This window comes from Novosphingobium sp. (genome assembly GCF_027486195.1).
Classification (GTDB): Bacteria; Pseudomonadota; Alphaproteobacteria; order Sphingomonadales; family Sphingomonadaceae; genus Novosphingobium.
Genome location: NZ_JAIXPP010000009.1, coordinates 1 through 18,051, shown reverse-complemented (window position 1 = coordinate 18,051; position 18,051 = coordinate 1). Strand labels below are relative to the sequence as shown.

The 18,051-nt window shown below is 64.8% G+C and carries 15 protein-coding genes; 9 read left to right on the top strand and 6 right to left on the bottom strand.

Annotation, left to right across the window (positions count from 1 at the left end; all coding sequences use genetic code 11):
• Window positions 1–322 precede the first annotated feature (322 nt).
• Entirely contained in the window at window positions 323–3,025 is a 2,703-nt protein-coding gene (locus Q0071_RS01140; RefSeq protein WP_298164351.1) for a TonB-dependent receptor, read from the top strand.
• A gap of 242 nt (window positions 3,026–3,267) precedes the next feature.
• Here the strand turns inward: Q0071_RS01140 and Q0071_RS01135 are convergent, their stop codons facing one another.
• Both Q0071_RS01135 and Q0071_RS01130 read right to left on the bottom strand, forming a co-directional pair.
• Window positions 3,268–5,463 (bottom strand): molybdopterin cofactor-binding domain-containing protein, encoded by a 2,196-nt coding sequence (locus Q0071_RS01135; protein ID WP_298164349.1) that lies wholly within the window; start codon window positions 5,461–5,463, stop codon window positions 3,268–3,270.
• Window positions 5,460–5,933, bottom strand: coding sequence for a (2Fe-2S)-binding protein (locus Q0071_RS01130; protein ID WP_298164347.1), 474 nt, complete (start codon window positions 5,931–5,933; stop codon window positions 5,460–5,462). Before Q0071_RS01130 ends, Q0071_RS01135 begins: the two co-directional genes overlap by 4 nt.
• Before the next feature lie 243 nt (window positions 5,934–6,176).
• Between Q0071_RS01130 and Q0071_RS01125 the strand changes: the two genes are divergently transcribed.
• From Q0071_RS01125 to Q0071_RS01090, 8 genes are all read left to right on the top strand, one after another.
• A complete protein-coding gene (locus Q0071_RS01125; RefSeq protein WP_298164344.1) occupies window positions 6,177–6,881 on the top strand; it encodes a TetR family transcriptional regulator C-terminal domain-containing protein in 705 nt (234 codons plus the stop codon).
• Window positions 6,882–7,032: 151 nt separating this feature from the next.
• The gene (locus tag Q0071_RS01120; protein WP_298164342.1) at window positions 7,033–8,226 is read left to right on the top strand and encodes an amine dehydrogenase large subunit; all 1,194 of its coding nucleotides are present in this window, start codon (window positions 7,033–7,035) and stop codon (window positions 8,224–8,226) included.
• The gene (locus Q0071_RS01115; protein ID WP_298164340.1) at window positions 8,226–8,795 is read left to right on the top strand and encodes a MauE/DoxX family redox-associated membrane protein; all 570 of its coding nucleotides are present in this window, start codon (window positions 8,226–8,228) and stop codon (window positions 8,793–8,795) included. The genes Q0071_RS01120 and Q0071_RS01115 overlap by 1 nt, the downstream gene beginning before the upstream one ends.
• A gap of 4 nt (window positions 8,796–8,799) precedes the next feature.
• Entirely contained in the window at window positions 8,800–9,402 is a 603-nt protein-coding gene (locus Q0071_RS01110; RefSeq protein ID WP_298164337.1) for a methylamine utilization protein MauD, read from the top strand.
• A gap of 55 nt (window positions 9,403–9,457) precedes the next feature.
• The gene (locus tag Q0071_RS01105) at window positions 9,458–10,000 is read left to right on the top strand and encodes a methylamine dehydrogenase light chain (protein ID WP_298164335.1); all 543 of its coding nucleotides are present in this window, start codon (window positions 9,458–9,460) and stop codon (window positions 9,998–10,000) included.
• A gap of 55 nt (window positions 10,001–10,055) precedes the next feature.
• Window positions 10,056–10,595 (top strand): cytochrome C, encoded by a 540-nt coding sequence (locus Q0071_RS01100; RefSeq protein WP_298164334.1) that lies wholly within the window; start codon window positions 10,056–10,058, stop codon window positions 10,593–10,595.
• Window positions 10,592–11,572, top strand: a complete 981-nt coding sequence (locus Q0071_RS01095) for an XdhC family protein (RefSeq protein WP_298164331.1) — start codon at window positions 10,592–10,594, stop codon at window positions 11,570–11,572. The genes Q0071_RS01100 and Q0071_RS01095 overlap by 4 nt, the downstream gene beginning before the upstream one ends.
• Window positions 11,553–12,140 (top strand): nucleotidyltransferase family protein, encoded by a 588-nt coding sequence (locus Q0071_RS01090; protein WP_298164329.1) that lies wholly within the window; start codon window positions 11,553–11,555, stop codon window positions 12,138–12,140. Before Q0071_RS01095 ends, Q0071_RS01090 begins: the two co-directional genes overlap by 20 nt.
• A gap of 101 nt (window positions 12,141–12,241) precedes the next feature.
• Here Q0071_RS01090 and glpK read toward each other — a convergent pair whose 3' ends face one another.
• The 4 genes from glpK to Q0071_RS01070 all read right to left on the bottom strand — a co-directional run bounded on the left by glpK (window position 12,242) and on the right by Q0071_RS01070 (window position 18,050).
• The gene (gene glpK / locus Q0071_RS01085) at window positions 12,242–13,726 is read right to left on the bottom strand and encodes a glycerol kinase GlpK (RefSeq protein ID WP_298164327.1); all 1,485 of its coding nucleotides are present in this window, start codon (window positions 13,724–13,726) and stop codon (window positions 12,242–12,244) included.
• Between the two features lie 113 nt (window positions 13,727–13,839).
• Window positions 13,840–14,670: a DUF6454 family protein gene (locus tag Q0071_RS01080; RefSeq protein WP_298164325.1), complete on the bottom strand. Its 831-nt coding sequence runs from the start codon at window positions 14,668–14,670 to the stop codon at window positions 13,840–13,842.
• A 133-nt stretch (window positions 14,671–14,803) separates the two neighbouring features.
• Window positions 14,804–16,570, bottom strand: coding sequence for an amidohydrolase (locus Q0071_RS01075; RefSeq protein ID WP_298164323.1), 1,767 nt, complete (start codon window positions 16,568–16,570; stop codon window positions 14,804–14,806).
• A gap of 202 nt (window positions 16,571–16,772) precedes the next feature.
• Window positions 16,773–18,050 (bottom strand): L-serine ammonia-lyase, encoded by a 1,278-nt coding sequence (locus tag Q0071_RS01070; protein ID WP_298164321.1) that lies wholly within the window; start codon window positions 18,048–18,050, stop codon window positions 16,773–16,775.
• Window position 18,051: the final 1 nt, after the last annotated feature.

Here is an 18,051-nt window from a genome sequence, read left to right as displayed (position 1 = left end):
GATGACCGGGACATGCTGCAAATGCGAAAAAGAATGTTGACTCTCGGCAACAATGTAGCATCTTGCCCTTTAGGACAGGCGTCAAGAAATGAGCCGATCCAGGGGCAATTTTGCATTTTTCACGCCGTGCTCGCGCACGGTCAGCCAGAGGTCGCTAAGCGTCCATGGCTCAAGGGTTTTTCGCGATAATGCGAATTCGCAAGCGAAGACCCCGGTGACTGCGCTGCTTCGGCAGTGCGCTTTGCGGCCACGAGTCGCTTCGCAGGAACGAACGAAGGAGCTTTTGCAGACCAGAGTATCGACCCAGGGAGCCACACACGATATGACAAAGAAAACCGGTCGCCGGTCGCACACGCTGAGGGCGCTGTGCCTATCTACTATTCTTACTGGCATTGCCGCGCCGCACGCCGCGTTTGCGCAGGAAGCGCTCGCGCCGCAGGCTGCTCCCGCTGACGATACCAAGCCGGCCGGCGGTTTCGACGAGATCATCGTCACCGCGACGCGCAAGTCGGAAAACGTGCAGAAGGTGCCGATCGCAATCCAGGCACTCAACTCCGATTTCCTTGCGCAGCGGCAGGTCAAGGGTCTTGCCGATTACGCCGCCCTGCTTCCCTCGGTCTCGTTCGCCGGCATCGGGCCGGGCCGCAGCGAGGTCTATTTCCGCGGTATCGTTCCCGCCGGCGGCGCCTATGCTTCGGTCGGCTACTACCTCGACGAAATCCCCATCACCGGCGCCGAAGTCCCCGACATCCAGGTTTATGACATGGAGCGTATCGAGGCGCTTTCCGGTCCGCAGGGCACCCTGTTCGGCGCCGGTTCGCTCGCCGGCGTGTTGCGCTTCATCACCGCCAAGCCCAAGATCGGCTCATTCGAAATGGGCGTTGACACTGAAGTCAACAAGTTCGGCAAGGGTGACATGGGCGGCACCTTCAAGGGCTTCGTCAACATTCCCGTGAGCGATACGCTCGCCGTCCGCGCGATGGGCTACTACCGCAAGGAAGGCGGCTACATCGACAACACGCCCAACAACGGCAAGTTCAACGATGGCCGGCCGGCGGTGCTCAACCTGGGCGACGACAATCCGCTGACAACGTACACGCTCAACAACGCGTCGATCGCCAAGGACAACTACAACCCCGTCTACGAATACGGCGGCCGCCTCTCGATGCTGTGGGACGTGGCTGACGGTTGGGAAATCACGCCGTCGATCACCGCGCAGCGTCAGATTTCCTACGGCTACTTCGGCTTCGACCAGCGGCTCGGCGATCTTCAGGTCCACGATTATGATCTGACCCGCAGCGACGACAAGTGGTATCAGGCCGCGCTCACCATCCATGGCCATATCGGCGATTTCGATCTCGTTTCGGCGACGGGCTACTATCACCGCAACCGCAAGATCAACAACGACTATACCTACTACACCGTGGCCTATGACGGCTTCGGGCCGGGGTATGAAAGCTATCTGCAGTTCTTCGACAAGGCGGGCTGCACTGGCAGCGGTGCCTCGCTCAAGTGCACCACTCTGCTCAATCCGACGCAGTACTACCATGCCGACAACAGCCAACGGAAGTTCACTCAGGAACTGCGCCTGACGACACCGAAGTCCTGGCCGTTCGACGTGACGGTGGGCGGGTTCTACCAGCGCCAGAAGAACAACACGAACGACTTCTACGCGATCCGCGGGCTTGACAAGATCGTCGGCTACACCGCAGCCGGCGGCGGCGATAGCAACTTCGAAGGTTTCGGCATTCCCGAAGCACAGGGCGGCACGATGATCCTCGGCACGCCTGCCGTGCGCGACGACGGGTTCTACATCACCGAGAACGACACGCTCTATCACGATACGGCAGCCTTCGCCGAAGCGCACTACAACATCACCCCGGCGATCAAGGTGACCGGCGGCATCCGCTACTTCTGGACCGATTACCAGATCACCGGTTTCGCCGGCGTGGCCAGCTCCGCGCTCAACGCACCTTCGATCTTCACGCCCACCGGCGCGGTCGGCTGCCCGCTGCCGCTCACGGGTGCGCGGCTCGAATGCCGCAACACCAACCGGCTCGATCCGGAAAGCATCGGCCGCTACAGTGAGAAGGGCGAGACCCACAAGGTCGTCGTCGACTGGCAGGTTGCTGACCAGAAGCTGGTCTATTTCAACTACTCGACCGGCTTCCGCCCCGGCGGCTACAACCGTCCGCTGCGCATCCGCGCCACCACGACGCAGCCGTCGGTGGTCGTGGCCGCTCCTGCCTTCAAGTCGGAAACGCTGACCAACTTCGAGCTTGGTTTCAAGACGACGTGGAACAACATTTTCCGCCTCAATGGCGCGATCTACCTCGAGAAGTGGAACAACATCCAGTACGGCGTGGTCGTCGCGGGCGCCCAGGGCGCTGGCTACACCGGCAACGCCGGCAAGGCCGAAGTCAAGGGTATCGAGTTCGATGCCGACCTGCGCCTCGGCAAGTGGACGATTACCTCCAGCGGCGCCTTCAACGATGGCAAGCTGAAGGGCGATTTCTGCAACTTCGTCGCAAACCGCGCCGCGCAGACGATCGCGCAGCTTGATACTTGCTCGCTCGGCACCTTCATCGATGCCGACGGCAATATCGTGAACGACAACAACGGCGGTACCAACCTCGGCACCCCGACGGTTGCCGCGGCAAACGGCACCCGCCTGCCACGCCAGCCCAAGTTCAAGGGCACGACCACGATCCGCTACGACACGGATATCGGCGACTACAAGACCTACTTCCAGGCAGCTGCCCTGTATCAGACAGGCGCCACGCAGGACCTCAACGTCGAAAACAACAACTTCCTCGGCAATACGCCGGGCTTTGTCAGCTTCGACTTTGCGGCCGGCGTCAAGAAGGAGCACTGGACGATCGATGCGTTCATCCAGAACGCCTTCGACCGGCGTGGCCAGCTGACCCGCAACACGTTCTGCTCCGTCTCGGTCTGCTCCGGTTCGAGCCGCACGTTCATCATCCGCCCGCAGTTCTTCGGGCTCAAGATCGGCTATCGCTACTGAGGCGCAGGCCAGATTGAAGCAAACAGACAGCCCCTCGCGGTTTCGGCCGCGGGGGGTTTTGTTTTGGCCACCTTTTCATCAGTCCTGCGCGGGCGGATATCCAAAGCGCCGCACACGGCGCACGCGGCTTTCGATTCCAGCCATCCCGGGAATGACGAAGGTTGGGGTGGCCAGAAAAAACCCCTCCCGCAACGCGAGAGGGGTTCTTGATGCCCCGGATTTGGGGCTCGATCAGTGAGGTATCACGCCAGCGAGAGCGGCAGGCTGCGCAGTCGCTTGCCGGTCGCATCGCGGATCGCGTTGGCAATCGCCGGGATCACCGGCGGCAGCGTCGGTTCACCTAGACCGGTAGGCGGATTGTCGGTCACCACCCAGGTGATCGCAACTTCGCCCGGCGTCTGGTTGATGCGGAGAAGCGGGAAATCGCCGAAGTTTTCCTGCGTCACGGCGCCGGCTTTCTGCTCGATCGGCTGCCACACCATCGCCTGCGCGATGCCGTCGATCACCGCGCCCTGCATCTGGTGCTCAGCATTCAGGGGATTGATCACCTGACTGCCGATGTCACCCGCAACCCAGACCTTGTCGATCGTGATCGTGCCGTCAGTCACGGTGAGGTCAACCACCTCGGCAAAGTAGCCACGGTGGCTGAAGTAGAACCCGAAACCGCGCCCCTTGCCCCCATTGGCTCCGGACGGGGCCGAGCGCTTGCCGGTCCACCCGGCAAACTTGCACACTGCATCGATCACCCCGCGCGCGCGGCCAGTGTCGAAGGGCGTATCATCGGGCTCCGGCGGAAGTTGCCGCGTGGCGCCCAGCGTGCGGCGCATGAGTTCGGGCAGATCCGTCCCCGCCGCCTCGGCCACTTCATCGAGAAAGCCCTGGAACACGAAGGAGACCGCATTCGAGGTCGGCGCGCGCAGCCAGCCCGTGGTGAGGTTGGTCTTGAGGAAAGACATGCCGAAATGCACATCGGGCAGCACCGGCCCCGGAAACTCGGTCGCCCGCATTTCCGCAGCCCGCATCGGCTTCCCGTCTGCGCCGAAAGTGATGAAGTGATCCTTCAGCGCCACCAGCGCGCCGCTCGCATCAAGCCCTGCCGTCATGCGGTGCCATCCGCCCGGCCGGTAGTAATCGTTGCGCATGTCGTCGGTGCGATCGAACAGCAGCTTGACTGGACGACCCGGTACGGCCTTCGCCACACAGGCGGTGAGGATCATGAAATCGCTCATCAAACGCCGGCCAAAACCGCCGCCGATACGCGTCATGTGGATCGTCATCGAGGCAGGATCGATGCCGAGCACCTTGGCGATATCGCCGCGCGCCGTGCCCGGATCCTGCGTCGGTGCCCAGAATTCAAGCTTGCCGTCCGCATGCCACAGCGCGGTGCAGTTCTGCGGCTCGAGCGTGGCGTGGGCGAGGAACGGATAGGCATAGTCCGCCGTCACCACCTTCGCCGCCTTGGCCAGCGCCGCATCGGCATTGCCCGCCTTGAACAGATCCGCCGTCGGCGCCGCGCCCATCAGGGCTTTGGCCATGGCGCTGTACCCATCGGTCGAATAGCCGTCGAAGCCTGCCGTATCCCACTCCACAGCCAGCTTCTCGCGCGCCTTGTGGACCCGCCACCAGCTGTCGCCGACGATCGCCACGGCATTGTGCTTGCCCGCCGGGATCTCGCCATCGGTGACCGGCACCACGGCCAGCACGCCCTTTTCCTTGCGGACGGCGGCATCATCGAAGCTCTTGAGCGTCCCGCTGATCACCGGGCACTTGACCATCGCGGCATAGAGCATGCCTGCCGGATGTGCATCGATGCCGAACAACGGCTCACCGCTCACGATGGCGGGCGTATCGACGCCCTTCATCGACTTGCCGACGATCCTGAAGTCCTTGGGCGACTTGAGCGGCACCTTTTCGAGATCGGGCGCAGCGACCTTCGCCGCAACCGGCGCGAGCGCGGCATAGGTGATCGAACGGCCACTCGCTGCGTGCAGCACCTTGCCCTCGCTCGTCGTCAGGCTTGCGGCAGGCACGCCCCATTGCTGCGCTGCGGCGGACACCAGCATGGCGCGGGCACCGGCACCCGCCTGCCGCGCGGGGAGCCAGTTGAGCGGCGTCGTCATGCTGCCGCCGGCAAACTGCGGGCCATACGCGGCCGCATTGTCATCGGCCTGCTTGATTTTCACCTGGCTCCAGGCAACGTCCAGTTCCTCGGCGATCAGCATGGGCAGCATGGTTTTCACGCCCTGGCCGATCTCTGGGTTCTTCGCGAGGATCGTCACCGAATTGTCCGGCGCGATGCTCACGAACACACCCAGCATGGCGGGCTCGGCGCCGCCCGGTGCGGCAGCGAAGGCGAGCTTCGCTTCGAACGTCAGCGCGGCCCCACCGGCAAGCGAAGCGGCAATGAACGAGCGGCGGGAGACGGAAACGGCGTTCATGCGGCGGCTCCCGAAATGGCCTTGCTCGCTTCGGCGATGGCCTTCTGTATCCTCAGATACGTGGCGCAGCGGCAGATGTTGCCGGCCATCCCGGCGGTCACTTCGTCCGCCGAAGGCTTGGGCGTTGCGGTCAGCAACGCGGTGGCGGACATGATTTGCCCCGCCTGGCAATAGCCGCACTGCGGCACGTCGAGCGCAGTCCACGCCTCGACCACCTTGGCGCCGACCGGCGAGGCCGTCACGCCTTCGATCGTCACGATATCCTTGCCGGCGGCATCGGCCAGCGGCGTCTGGCAAGAGCGCACCGCCTCACCATTCAGGATCACCGTGCAGGCGCCGCAGAGCCCGGCGCCGCAGCCGAACTTGGTGCCCGGCATATTGAGGTCTTCGCGCAGCACCCAGAGCAGCGGCTTGTCGGATTCGACATCCACGGTCCGGGGCTTGCGATTAACGGTCAGCGAGATCGCCATTGCGGTCCTTTCGAGCAGCCGGGGCGGCAAATGCGCGCCAAACCGGCGAATGCGGGGAAAATCGGGCCCTGTATGCCCCGGATACAACGCGGTATCGATAGAGGCTTAGCCGAGTAATAATTGTTTATTTTCAGAGACTTAAAAAACCTGAACAAAGTCTGTACAAAGTTCAGGATTCCGTCAAGAGCGATTTGCCGCAAGGGCGCTCTGGTGAGGTTCCGGCGCGCATGCTACGCATGATCCATGGATCGTAATACCGTCACGCTAGTCGAGGCACACCGCGAAGGTGGTTTCGCAGGCGATGAAGGCATGGTCACCGGTCCTCGCCCCGGCACTTATGCCCGCGGGACCGAAACCGTCGATGCCATCCTCAAGGCCGCACATGACGTGCTGATCGAGGAAGGTGCCAGCGCCTTCACCATCCGCCGCATCGCCACCAAGAGCGGCATGAAGGTCGGCAATGTCAGCTATCATTTCCCGCGCAAGGAAATGCTCATCAAGATCATGCTGGACGAGCTGCTCGACAGCTACGACAAGCTGCTCGAAAGCCAGGTCCGCCAGCCCGGAATCTCGCCGGAAGACCGCCTCCGCCTGATCGTGAAGCTGTGCCTCGATGATATTGCCGGCAAGCGCACCACGCGCCTGTTTACCGAGCTTTGGGCGCTCGCCAACCACAACACCTTCGTCGCGGATCGGGTGCGTGTCTTCTATCAGCGCGTGCACGATTTCATCGGCGAAGTGGTGACAGAGCTCAATCCCGTGCTCGCACCCGACGAGGTGGCCACGGTCGCGCTTTACATCAGCGCCTCAATGGAAGGCACGACTCCGTTCCTCGGATTCGAGAAGCCTTGGGCCGCAAAAATGCCGCAGATCACCGCCATCGCCGCCGAGGCCATGGTATCGCTGGTGAAATCGATCACCCAGCAGCAGATCGCGGCCCGCACCTGACCCGAGGCGCGCTTTTTTTGCAGCTCTCCACCGGAACCGCGCGATCGGCGTTACAAAGCGCTTGACTAAAACTGGACGCTCGTCAAATCTTCTTCGCAAGCGCACAAAGTGCATGGGGTTCAGGCGTTTCAGACAGAAGGGGCCAGGCCAGATGAAGATGATGAAGGTTCAGGGCAAGTCTCCGCTCTCCGCTAGGGCCAGGTATACCGCCGCGGCTGTCTCCGCACTCGCTTTGCTCGGCAGCGTTCCCGCCGCCCACGCAGCCGATCCGCTGCAGCCGGACCCGGAGCTTGAGGCCGTAACGCTCTCCGCACCGAAGCCGAGCTGGGTGTTTGTCGAGCGCGGCTTCGTCGTTCCCGGCAATTCGATCTACGATACCGAAACCGGCAAGATGCTCGGTATGGTCGAGGCTTCCACGCTGTCGGACCTCTCGATCGATCCGGCCGGCAAGGCCTATTACGTGTCCGAAAGCATCTGGACCAAGGGCTGGCGCGGCACGCGGCAGGACATGATCACGGTCTATGACTCCGCCACACTCAAGCTCAAGACCGAAATCGCCATTCCCGGCCGCATCCTGATTGGCGGGCGCAAGTTCAACTTCGTGATCGCGGACGAGGGCAAGACGGCCTACGTCTACAATCTCGATCCGGCCTCGTCGGTCAACGTCGTCGATCTCGCCAAGGGCAAGTTCGTCAAGAAGATCGAGCTGCCCGGCTGCGCCAGCCTGATGCCGGTCACCGGCGTCGGTTTCTCGGCGCTCTGCTCGGACGGATCTCTGGCCACGGTCAAGACCGCCGCTGCCAAACCGGAGATCACGCGTTCGGCCCCGTTCTTCTCGGCCACCAACGATCCGATCTTCGACAACTTCGGCTACGACGGTGCCAAGCAGACCGCCGTGTTCCTGACCTATACCGGGCAGGTCTACACCGCCAAGCTGGGCGCAACGCCGACAATTTCGGAGCCGTTCTCGATCCAGGCCGCCGCCGGCGTCTCGCCCGCTGATACCAAGCCGCTCGATGTACACTGGTATCCTGGTGCGCGGCAGGGCCTTGCCTATCACCTAGGCACCGGCCACGCTTTCGTGCTGATGCACACCGGCGAATACTGGACACACAAGGAATCCGGCACCGAACTGTGGGAACTCGATGTCGCGGCCAAGAAGGTCGTGAAGCGTATCCCGCTGGAAGATCCGGCCTCTGCCGTCGCTGTCACGCAGGAACCCAATGCCAAGCTCATCCTTTCGGGTGAAAGCGGCACGCTTCATATCCTCGATGCCAAGACCTTCGAAGAGAAGTTCAAGCTCGAGAAGTCCGCTGGCGGCGTGCTGCGGACGCTGGAGCCCTGATGGCAGACAGCAGCGCCTTGACACTGGCTGCGATTGGCGGAACCGGCATTGGCGTTCTCGGTCTTGCGGGAGCGATGGGGGTTGGCCTCGTCTTCCTGCAGGCCGCCCTCGCCAAGCTGCGCCACCGCGAGATTCTGTCGGGTGTCATCGCAAACTACCGATTGCTGCCTGCCGCACTCGTCGGTCCGGCAGCCATGCTGCTGGCTCCGGCTGAACTTGCCGTCGCCTTTGGCCTGTTGCTGGGCGGACAGGCCCTTGCTGCGGCGGTCGCCATCGCGCTGCTGGTGATTTTTGCCGCTGCCATGGCTATCAATATCATGCGGGGGCGGCGCGAGATCGATTGCGGCTGCGGTCGTTCGCAGCTGCGGCAGCCGCTCAGCTGGCTGCTTGTTACACGCAACTTGCTGCTTGCGGCGCTGCTTGTCCCGCGCCTTTTGCCGGCCGCTGCGTCCACTTATGCCGATCTCGCCATCGCACTGGCCGGCGGCTTGGCCATGTTCGTGATCGTCCAGCTTTTCAACGCCATCGGGGCGCTTGCGGCATCACCGCTCGCCGCCTCGCGGAGGTAACCGAATGTTGCAAGCCCTGCTCGTCTCGACGGTCCTGTCCTGGGTCGTGATCCTCCTGCTGGGTGTGGCGTTGCTTGCGCTGGCCCGTCAGGTCGGCGTCCTGCACATGCGCGTTGCCCCTGCCGGTGCTTTGACGACGTCCGCAGGCCCCGCTGTCGGCAGCGCCGCCGCTGCGATCCCGGCCACGACGATCGAAGGCACAGAGACCACGGTCGGTGGCCACCTCCACGGCGTGCCGCTGCGCCTCCTCATGTTCGTCTCGCCCTCCTGCCCGCTCTGCAAGAACCTCATTCCGGTGGCGAAGTCCTTCGCCCGTGATGAGCGCCTGCAACTCGTCTTCATCGGCGATGACGACGTTGCTGCGCAGCGCCAGATGATCGCGGAGCACAGCCTTGGCGGCTATTCGTTTATCAATGGCCCCGAAGTCGGCCAGGCTTACGAAGTGGCGAAGCTGCCTTATGCCGTCCTGATGGACGAGCACGGCACGATCCTCTCGAAGGGCCTCGTCAACAGCCGCGAGCATCTCGAAAGCCTCGTGATCGCCCACGAAATGGGCATTCGCTCGGTTCAGGACTACATCGGCAAGCTCAAGGCCGTCGTCAATTGATCGCCCTCATCCACTCACAAGAACACGGTTCCAGCGCACAACAGGGGACAAGCTCATGAAGACCTTCAATCCCGACGCCATGGGCGAGAAGCTGCTCCGCCGCTTTGCCGGCGGCACCTCACGCCGCGGCATTCTCGCCCGGCTCGGCCTCGCGCTGGTCGCCGCGCCGGTATTCCCGGTCCTGCCGGTCAGCCGCGCCAGCGCTGCGAAACCGGACCGCTCGCCCGAGGCGAAGACCACCTTCGCCCGCAATGCGCAGAGCAAGGACGATACCAAGTGCGATTACTGGCGCTATTGCGCGATCGACGGCTCGCTCTGCTCGTGCTGCGGCGGCGGGCTCAATCGCTGCCCGCCGGGCGCGGAGCACTCGCCCGTCTCTTGGGTTGGCACCTGCATCAATCCTGATGACGGCCGCGCCTACTTGATCGCCTACCGCGATTGCTGCGGCAAGGCCTATTGCAACAAGTGCGATTGCGACGGCACCGACCGTGAGACGCAGCTCTATGTGCCGCAGCTTAACAACGATGTGATCTGGTGCTTCGGCACGACGAGCATGGAATACCACTGCTCGACGGCGGTTCTCGTCGGCACCGCCTGATCGGCGGGCACGGCAGGGGTTCCGGCGAGCGGCGAACGGGTCTAAGGAAGGGCGTATGAAGAAGCGCATGGGCCTGTTCGCCGCTGCCACGCTGCTCGGCGCACTTTCGCTCGGCACGCTGCGCGCGGCCGAGCCCGATAATCACTCGCCCGAAATGACTGCCGACATCCGCACGAAGATGGCGGACCCCGAACTTGCGCAGAGCGATTTCATCGAGAACTGCGCCGGCTGTCATGGGCTTCGCGGCACCACCGTCCCGGCCCACCTGCCCGAGATCAAGGACCGCGTCGGCTGGTTCATGTGCACGCCGGAAAGCCGCGCCTATCTGCTGCGTCTGCCCAATGTCGCGCACAGCCGCATCACGGATAACGCGCAGCTCGCCGATCTAATGAACTATGTGGTCTTCGTGCTCGGCGGCAAGAGCGTGCCGGCAGGCACCAAGCCGTTCACCGGCGAGGAAGTCGCCCATGAGCGCCAGTTCGCGCTCACCAGCGTCTCGCTAAAGGCAGAACGGCTGCGTCTTGCCAATGTCGCCATTGCCAAGTGCCGGGCGCCCGCCTCGCTTCGCCTGCAATATCCGGGTTCCACGCAATGATCGCGCATGACGATCGCAGCATCCTCCGCCTTCTGATCGAGCGCGCGGAGGACGGCGTGGAAGGCGTGCTCGTCACGCTGACCGGCATCGAAGGCGGCTCCTCGCGCGGGATTGGCGCGCAGATGGCGGTGCTGGCGGATGGCCGCAGCGCCGGCTCCTTTTCGGGCGGCTGCGTCGAGGCGGCCGTCATCGCCGAAGCGCAGGACGTGCTGGCGCGGGGCCATGGCCGCACCGTTCGCTACGGCATCGGCTCGCCCTATCTTGATATCCGTCTGCCCTGCGGCGGCGGGATCGACCTGTTGTTCACCCCGCGCCCCGATCCCGCAGTGCTCACGCAGGTCCTCGCACGGCTCGATCAGCGCAAGGCTGCCGCGCTTCGCCTCAATGAAGGCGGCGCCGCTTTGTCGGATACGCCCGGCTTCCACGGCTTCCAGCGCGCCTATGCCCCGCCGCTGCGCCTCGTCGCGCTGGGTCATGGCGAAGACCTTACCGCCCTAGTGCGCCTCGCACGGGCCTTCGGCCTTGCGGTCGAGGCCTATGCGCCCGCAAGCGACCGTCTGGCCGCTGCCGAACCGGGCGTTCAGCCGCTCACGAGCCGCACCGCACTTCCCGACCTTGTTGGCGATCCGTGGACGGCGTTCGTCTTCGTGTTCCACGATCACGATTGGGAAGAGCAGCTCCTGCCCCACGCGCTCGCGCAGGAAGGGTTCTACCACGGCGCTGTCGGCAGCGCGCGCACGCACCGCGCCCGGCTTGCGGGCCTTCGCACCATCGGCGTGCCGCAGGCGAGCCTCGATGCGCTGCGCGGCGGCATCGGCCTGATCCCGGCGACGCGCGATCCCGCCACGCTGGCGCTCTCGATCGTTGGCGAGCTTGTGCAGGACTATCAGGCCTGCGCGGGCATGCCGGGCTGGAGCGGCCGTGCGCCGGGCCGGATGGGGCACGATCCCGCCTCGCATGTCCCCACCCGCAACTGAGGCCGGGTTTGCCGGCCTCGCGCTGGTGCTGCTGGCGGGCGGGCAATCAGCACGGTTCGGCGCTCCAAAACTGCTCGCCCCGCTAGGCGGCAAGCCGCTTGCCCTCCACGCCGCCGGGATGCTGGCCGCCCTGCCCTTTGCAGCGCGCTTTGCGGTGATCGGACCGGATGTGCCGGATCTTGCGGCGCTCGGCTACCAGACCGTGCCGCTGACCCCGTCCGGAGCCCCGCAGGCACGCTCACTCGCACTTGGCATGGCCGCCGCACAGGTCAGCGGCGCCCGCGCGGCGCTGGTCGCGCTGGCGGATATGCCGCTCATCCCTGCCTCGCATATCGCAGCACTCGTCGCCCGGTTCGACGGGGATCGCATCGCCACTGCGGCAGACGGCATCACCATGCCGCCCGCCATTTTCGGCTTCGCGCATTTTGCGGCCCTCACCGCGCTCGACGGAGACCGGGGCGGCGCGGTCCGGCTAAAGGGGGCGCCGACCGTCGCGCTCGAGCCGGAACTGGCGCTGGACGTAGACCGCCCCGAGGACCTGGCCCGGGCCGCAATGCTTTTTCGATAACATAACCTCGTCACCCCCGCGAAGGCGGGGGCCCAGAGCGGCAAGCACAGCGTAGGTCGCTCTGGATTCCCGCCTTCGCGGGAATGACGACAGGTTTGGAGTCAGAGCAACGCGCGCTCCACCGCCTTGTGCCACCCGGCGACGAGGTCACTGCGGAGCGCCGCGCTCATCTTCGGCTCGAAGCGGCGGTCACTCGTCCAGGTCGCCTCCAGGGCGGCGAGATCGCTCCACACGCCCGTCGCCAGCCCCGCAAGGAAGGCCGCGCCCAGCGCCGTGGTCTCGACACTGACGGGCCGCTCGACCGGTGCGACCAGCACATCGGACAGGAACTGCCCCAGCCAGTCGTTCGCCGCCATGCCGCCGTCGATGCGCAGCGCGGCATCGCCCGGATTGGCGTCCTCGCGCATGGCATTGATCAGGTCGAACGTCTGGTAGGCGACCGACTCCAGCGCGGCGCGGGCGACATGCGCCGCGCCTGCATCCAGCGTCAGACCGCAGATCAGTCCGCGCGCATCGGGATTCCAGTGCGGCGCGCCGAGGCCCACGAAGGCCGGGACCATATAGACGCCGTGGTTGTCCGGCACGCGCACCGCCATGTCATGCGTGTCCGAGGCGTGTGTGATGATCTTGAGGCCATCGCGCAGCCACTTGACCGCCGCACCCGCCACGAAGATCGCTCCCTCAAGCGCATAAGTCGTCTCGCCATTCAGGCGGTAGCCCACCGTCGTCAGCATGCGCTTCTTGGAAGGGATCGGCTTGTTCCCGATGTTCATCAGCGCAAAGGCGCCGGTGCCATAGGTCGATTTGGTCATGCCCGGACGGAAGCACGCCTGCCCGAACAGCGCTGCCTGCTGGTCCCCCGCCATGCCGGCAATCGGGATCGCGCGACCTAGGATCGCCGGGTCGCACTCGCCAAAGATGTACGAATTGTCCTGCACTTCGGGCAGGACCGAGGCGGGCACGCGGAGCAGACGCAGCAGTTCCTCGTCCCACTGCTGCCTGCCGATATCGAACATCAGCGTGCGCGAGGCATTGGTCGGATCGGTCGCGTGGACCTTGCCCCGCGTCAGCCGCGACAGGAGGAAGCAGTCGATGGTCCCGAACGCCAGCTCGCCGCGGTCCGCCGCCGCCCGTGCACCCGCAACCTCGTCAAGGATCCACGCCAGCTTGGTGCCGGAAAAATAGGGATCGAGCAGCAGCCCCGTCTTCGCCGCAAACAGCGGCTCCGCCCCGTCCGCCTTGAGCCTTGCGCACGTATCCGCCGTGCGCCGGTCCTGCCACACGATGGCGCGGTGGATCGGCTTGCCGGTCGCGCGGTCCCACACCGCCACGGTCTCGCGCTGGTTGGTGATGCCGATGGCGGCAATGTCCGCCACGTCGATTCCCGCCTTGCCGACCGCCTCGCGCAGCACGGTGACGACGTCCTGCCAGATATCCTCGAGCTCGTGCTCGACCCAGCCCGAGGCCGGATAGTGCTGCGCAAATTCGCGCTGCGCCACCGCAATCGGCTTGGCGGCGGAATCAAATACAATGCAGCGGCTCGACGTGGTGCCCTGATCGATGGCGAGAATATAGGGGGGCTGCATGGGTCTCCTCTCTTGGCCTTGCGCCGTTTGCCCCTGCCTATCCAACCGGCATGGCCTCCGGAAGCACCCTTTGCGGAAAACCCATAGAAAATTGCGATAGCCGCCGTGGACCCTCAGGCGTCCAAACGGAAATGAAACACCCGGCTCGGCCCATCCTCCGGCAGCACGTAGACCTCGCGGCCTTCGATGGCCATGCCCTCACCCGTCACCGGCCCGCCGCGCCCGAACGGACGCACCGGACCGATCGAACCCGCCTTGAGCGAACGCGTCACCCGCATGGTCGCGGGATCGATCCAGTCGAGCGTGCCCCCCAGCCAGCTGGTATTGCCGCCCGCCACCAGTTTGCCGTCCACGAACTTCATGTCCTGGAAGTGCGTACCCGATGGATTGTCGACGACCTGAACCGGCCTCGTCCCGCGTGCCAGATCGAAGGTATAGAGCTGCCGGCTGTCCCAATTGCCCGCGACAAGCTTCGTGCCGTCCGCCGCGACGCAGCCGATATGGTCGGCCACCGCGATCCGGCGGCGCACCGTCAGCGTCTCGGCATCGATCTCCACCAGCACTGCCGAGCTGTCCGGCCGCAGTTCTGCCACCGGCACCCACAGCGAACCGCCCGACAGCGAAAGCCCGCCGGGGTGATACCGCGCGCCGTCGGTCAGTTCGAGCCGCCGCAGGAAGCGCCCGCTCGCCCGGTCGAACAGGTGCAGGAACGCCCGCTGCCCGGCGTGATCGACCGAGGTCACCCAGACATGCTTGGGATCGAGCGCCAGCCCCTGAACATGGAACACCTCGCCCTGCAGCTGCAGCGCCCCGACATATCTGCCGTGCTCCAGCTCTCCGTCATAAGTCGCGGGACTGAACGATCCGGGTGAAGCCGAGAGGGAAATGCCCGAAGCGAGGTTGAGCACGGCCAGAAAACCGCCACGTAGAAGCTTGCCGATCATCGTCGTAATGCTTTCCGAAGCCCTTGGGTTTCGGCGCCCCGGTGACGATGTTCAGAGGCATCTGCGTGGCAGTTCTCGGAATCTGCCGCAGGACTGCAATATTGGCGGTATCCCCCGACTTATCCACAGGCCATTACTTGGCGAGTGCGACCTTTTTGCCACTACGCTCGCACTGGAAGACCAGCTTCCCGCCGACGAAGGTCATGTCCACCTTGCCGGTGAGGAAGCTCTCCTCCGGCGCGGTCAGCGGATCGAACGGCAGCACGATCATGTCCGCCAGCTTGCCCGGCTCCAGCGTGCCCTTCTCGTTCTCCTCCCAGGAAAGGTACGCGCCGTTCGCGGTATACATGCGGATCGCCTCGGCGCGGCTGACCGCTTCCTCCGGCCCGCGCGCTACCCCGCTCGGGCCTTTCCGCGTCGTCGCGGCATAGAGCCCGACCAGCGGCCCGATGGGCAGATTGTCGCTGGCAAAGGCCATGAACAGGCCGAACTTACTCACCGGCGTCACCACGGCATTGTTGTGCGCAAGCCGCCAGTCATCGAGCAGCGCGGCATAGCGGTCATCGAGATTGTAGAGGAAGTTGGGCTGCTGCGAGATCATCACATGATCCTGCGCCATCGTCGCCATGGTCTCGTCGGGCGGCATGATGGTGAAGTGATCCAGGAACCAGCGCCGGTCACTGGGGGCATGCGCGGGATCGGGGATCGTCGTCAGCGCGGTGTGATAGGCCTTCACCGCTTGCACGATGGCCGCATCGCCAATCGCGTGGATGCCCATCTGCCAGCCCAGCTTTGCCGCGCTGTCGACCAGTTCCTGCAGTTCCGCATCGGTGAAGCGCCCCTTGCCGCGGAAGCCCGGCTGGCCCTTGTAGTCCGCCAGCAGCCACGCGGTCGGCCCGGTGAAGCCGCCATCCACCGCGTTCTCGCCGATCGCGCCGAGCCGCAGGTGATTGTCGCCATAACCGGTGTGATAGGGAAACGCCTTCAGGCGCTCCGCCCCCGGATGGATAATGTACATCGTGATACGCGGCAGCTCGGCGCCCATCGTGGCGTAGACTTCGCGCGCGCGCTTCCAGGTCATGTTGGAAGCGCCCCACAGCGGGTCGAGGTCCTTGCTTGCAGTACCGCCTTTGCCCACCGGCTCGTCGTCGATCGTGCCGCTGGCATCGTGGAAGCTGGTGATGCCGAGCGCGAGCATCTGCTTGAGCCAGGTGATCGTCGGCCCGCGCATCGCTTCCCAGCCCGGATCGGGAATGAACTTCGAGACGACGTCCATGCGCTCGCGGATGATCCCGCTCGGCTCCCCATCCGGCCCGCGTTCAATCAGGCCCGTCGCCGGCTCGGGCGTGGACTTGTCCACCTTGGCGATCCTGAAAGCCGCCGTGTTGTAGGCCGCCGAGTGCGAACCCGCACGCAGCAGCGCCACCGGATTGTTCGGCGCGGCGGCATCGAGATCGGCGCGGCTCAGATTGCGCTTTTCGGCAAAGTTCGATTCCTGCCAGCCATAGCCGGTGATCCACTTGCCCGGCCCGAGCTCCTTCGCCTTGGCGCGCAGCATGGCCTGCACTTCGGCGATGCTCTTGGCATCCTGCACCGCGATGTCGTTGGGCGAAACGGGCTTGGGGTGCAGATGCGTGTCGATAAAGCCCGGCATCAGCGTCTTGCCCGCAAGGTCGATCACCTTCGGCGCCGAATAGGCATCCAGCAGCTCCTCGCCGCCCACCGCGACGATCCGCTCGCCCTTCACCGCCACCGCCGTCTTGAGCGTGAACGCGCGGTCGACGGTGATCACCTGGCCCTTGTGGAGGATGAGGTCGACAGCTTCCTTGGCCGAAGCAGGCTGCGCCAATGTTGCCGCAATCAGTCCACCCAAAAGCCCGATCCGCCGCGAAACTCCCATGTCGACACCCCCCGATCCTGAACACGTGTCCTAGAACGTATCAAGCAGGCAAGGGGCTGTCGACCTAGACCTCACACACAACTTTCGTCATTGCGAGGAGCGTAGCGACGAAGCAATCCAGAGCGGCTGGGTACAACCGCTCTGGATTGCTTCGCTACGCTCGCAATGACGAGCGAGGGGAGAGGCATTTGACGTCGGGGCGTCAGCACTCCACCACGTTCACCGCGAGCCCGCCCTGCGAGGTTTCCTTGTACTTGTCGCGCATGTCGAACCCGGCCTGGCGCATCGTCTCGATCACCTTGTCGAGGCTGACCATATGTTCGCCATCGCCCAGCAGTGCGAGGCGCGAGGCATCGATGGCCTTGACCGCGCCCATCGCATTGCGCTCGATGCAGGGGATCTGGACAAGCCCACCGACCGGATCGCACGTGAGCCCGAGGTTGTGCTCCATCCCGATTTCCGCCGCATTCTCGATCTGCGCATTGCTGCCGCCCAGCACCGCGGTCAGCCCCGCCGCCGCCATCGAGCAGGCGACACCGACCTCGCCCTGACAGCCCACTTCCGCGCCCGAGATCGAGGCATTGCGCTTGTAGAGCGCGCCGATCGCCGCCGCCGTCAGCAGGAACACGCGCCGCCCCGCCTGATCGCCGCGATAGCAGCGCTCGTAGTAGCGCAGCACCGCCGGGATGATCCCTGCCGCGCCATTGGTCGGCGCGGTCACCACGCGGCCGCCCGCAGCATTCTCCTCGTTGACCGCCATGGCCCAGAGGTTGATCCAGTCGAGCACTACCAGCGGATCGCTCAGCGCCGCCTGCTGGCGCGCGACAAGTTCAGCCGCAATGCCCTGCGCGCGGCGCTTGACGCGCAGACCGCCGGGCAGCACGCCGCCTTGCGAGGTTCCGCGGTCGATACAGGCTGCCATCGTATCGGCGATCAGATCGAGGCCCTGCTCCACTTCCGCCAAAGGCCGCAGCGCCGTCTCGTTGGCTAGCATCAGTTCGGCAATCGTGAGGCCCGCCGCGCCCGCCATGGCGATCAGTTCATCACCGGTGGTAAAGGGATAGGGCACCGGCGCGGCATCGCCCGCAGGCGCATTGCGGCCTGCCTCGTCCTCATCCAGCACGAAGCCGCCGCCCACCGAATAGTAGAACCGCCGCAGCAGCACGCCGTCATCCGCCCCGAAAGCGGACAGCGCCATTGCGTTGCTGTGGAACGGCTGTCGCTCACGCTGGTGAAAATGGAGATCATCCGCAGGGACGAAGCGCACGGAATGGCGGCCCAGCAGTTCGATCTGCCCCGTCTCGTGCACCGCCGCAATCTTCGCCGGCGCCGCGTCGATATCAATCTCGGACGGCGTCTCGTCCATCAACCCCAGCAGCACTGCGGTATCGGAGGCATGCCCCTTCCCCGTCAGCGCCAGCGAGCCGTAGAGATCGACCTCGACCCGCACCGTGTCCGCGAGCAGGCCGAGCTCTTCCAGC

Bases quoted from the DNA above. Each gene is read 5' to 3' on its own strand.
- Q0071_RS01140 (WP_298164351.1), top strand. From the start codon at position 323: ATGACAAAGAAAACCGGTCGCCGGTCGCACACGCTGAGGGCGCTGTGC.
- Q0071_RS01125 (WP_298164344.1), top strand. From the start codon at position 6,177: ATGGATCGTAATACCGTCACGCTAGTCGAGGCACACCGCGAAGGTGGT.
- Q0071_RS01080 (WP_298164325.1), bottom strand. From the start codon at position 14,670: ATGATCGGCAAGCTTCTACGTGGCGGTTTTCTGGCCGTGCTCAACCTC.
- Q0071_RS01115 (WP_298164340.1), top strand. From the start codon at position 8,226: ATGGCAGACAGCAGCGCCTTGACACTGGCTGCGATTGGCGGAACCGGC.
- Q0071_RS01110 (WP_298164337.1), top strand. From the start codon at position 8,800: ATGTTGCAAGCCCTGCTCGTCTCGACGGTCCTGTCCTGGGTCGTGATC.
- Q0071_RS01105 (WP_298164335.1), top strand. From the start codon at position 9,458: ATGAAGACCTTCAATCCCGACGCCATGGGCGAGAAGCTGCTCCGCCGC.
- Q0071_RS01120 (WP_298164342.1), top strand. From the start codon at position 7,033: ATGAAGATGATGAAGGTTCAGGGCAAGTCTCCGCTCTCCGCTAGGGCC.
- Q0071_RS01135 (WP_298164349.1), bottom strand. From the start codon at position 5,463: ATGAACGCCGTTTCCGTCTCCCGCCGCTCGTTCATTGCCGCTTCGCTT.
- Q0071_RS01090 (WP_298164329.1), top strand. From the start codon at position 11,553: ATGTCCCCACCCGCAACTGAGGCCGGGTTTGCCGGCCTCGCGCTGGTG.
- Q0071_RS01130 (WP_298164347.1), bottom strand. From the start codon at position 5,933: ATGGCGATCTCGCTGACCGTTAATCGCAAGCCCCGGACCGTGGATGTC.
- glpK (WP_298164327.1), bottom strand. From the start codon at position 13,726: ATGCAGCCCCCCTATATTCTCGCCATCGATCAGGGCACCACGTCGAGC.
- Q0071_RS01095 (WP_298164331.1), top strand. From the start codon at position 10,592: ATGATCGCGCATGACGATCGCAGCATCCTCCGCCTTCTGATCGAGCGC.
- Q0071_RS01100 (WP_298164334.1), top strand. From the start codon at position 10,056: ATGAAGAAGCGCATGGGCCTGTTCGCCGCTGCCACGCTGCTCGGCGCA.
- Q0071_RS01075 (WP_298164323.1), bottom strand. From the start codon at position 16,570: ATGGGAGTTTCGCGGCGGATCGGGCTTTTGGGTGGACTGATTGCGGCA.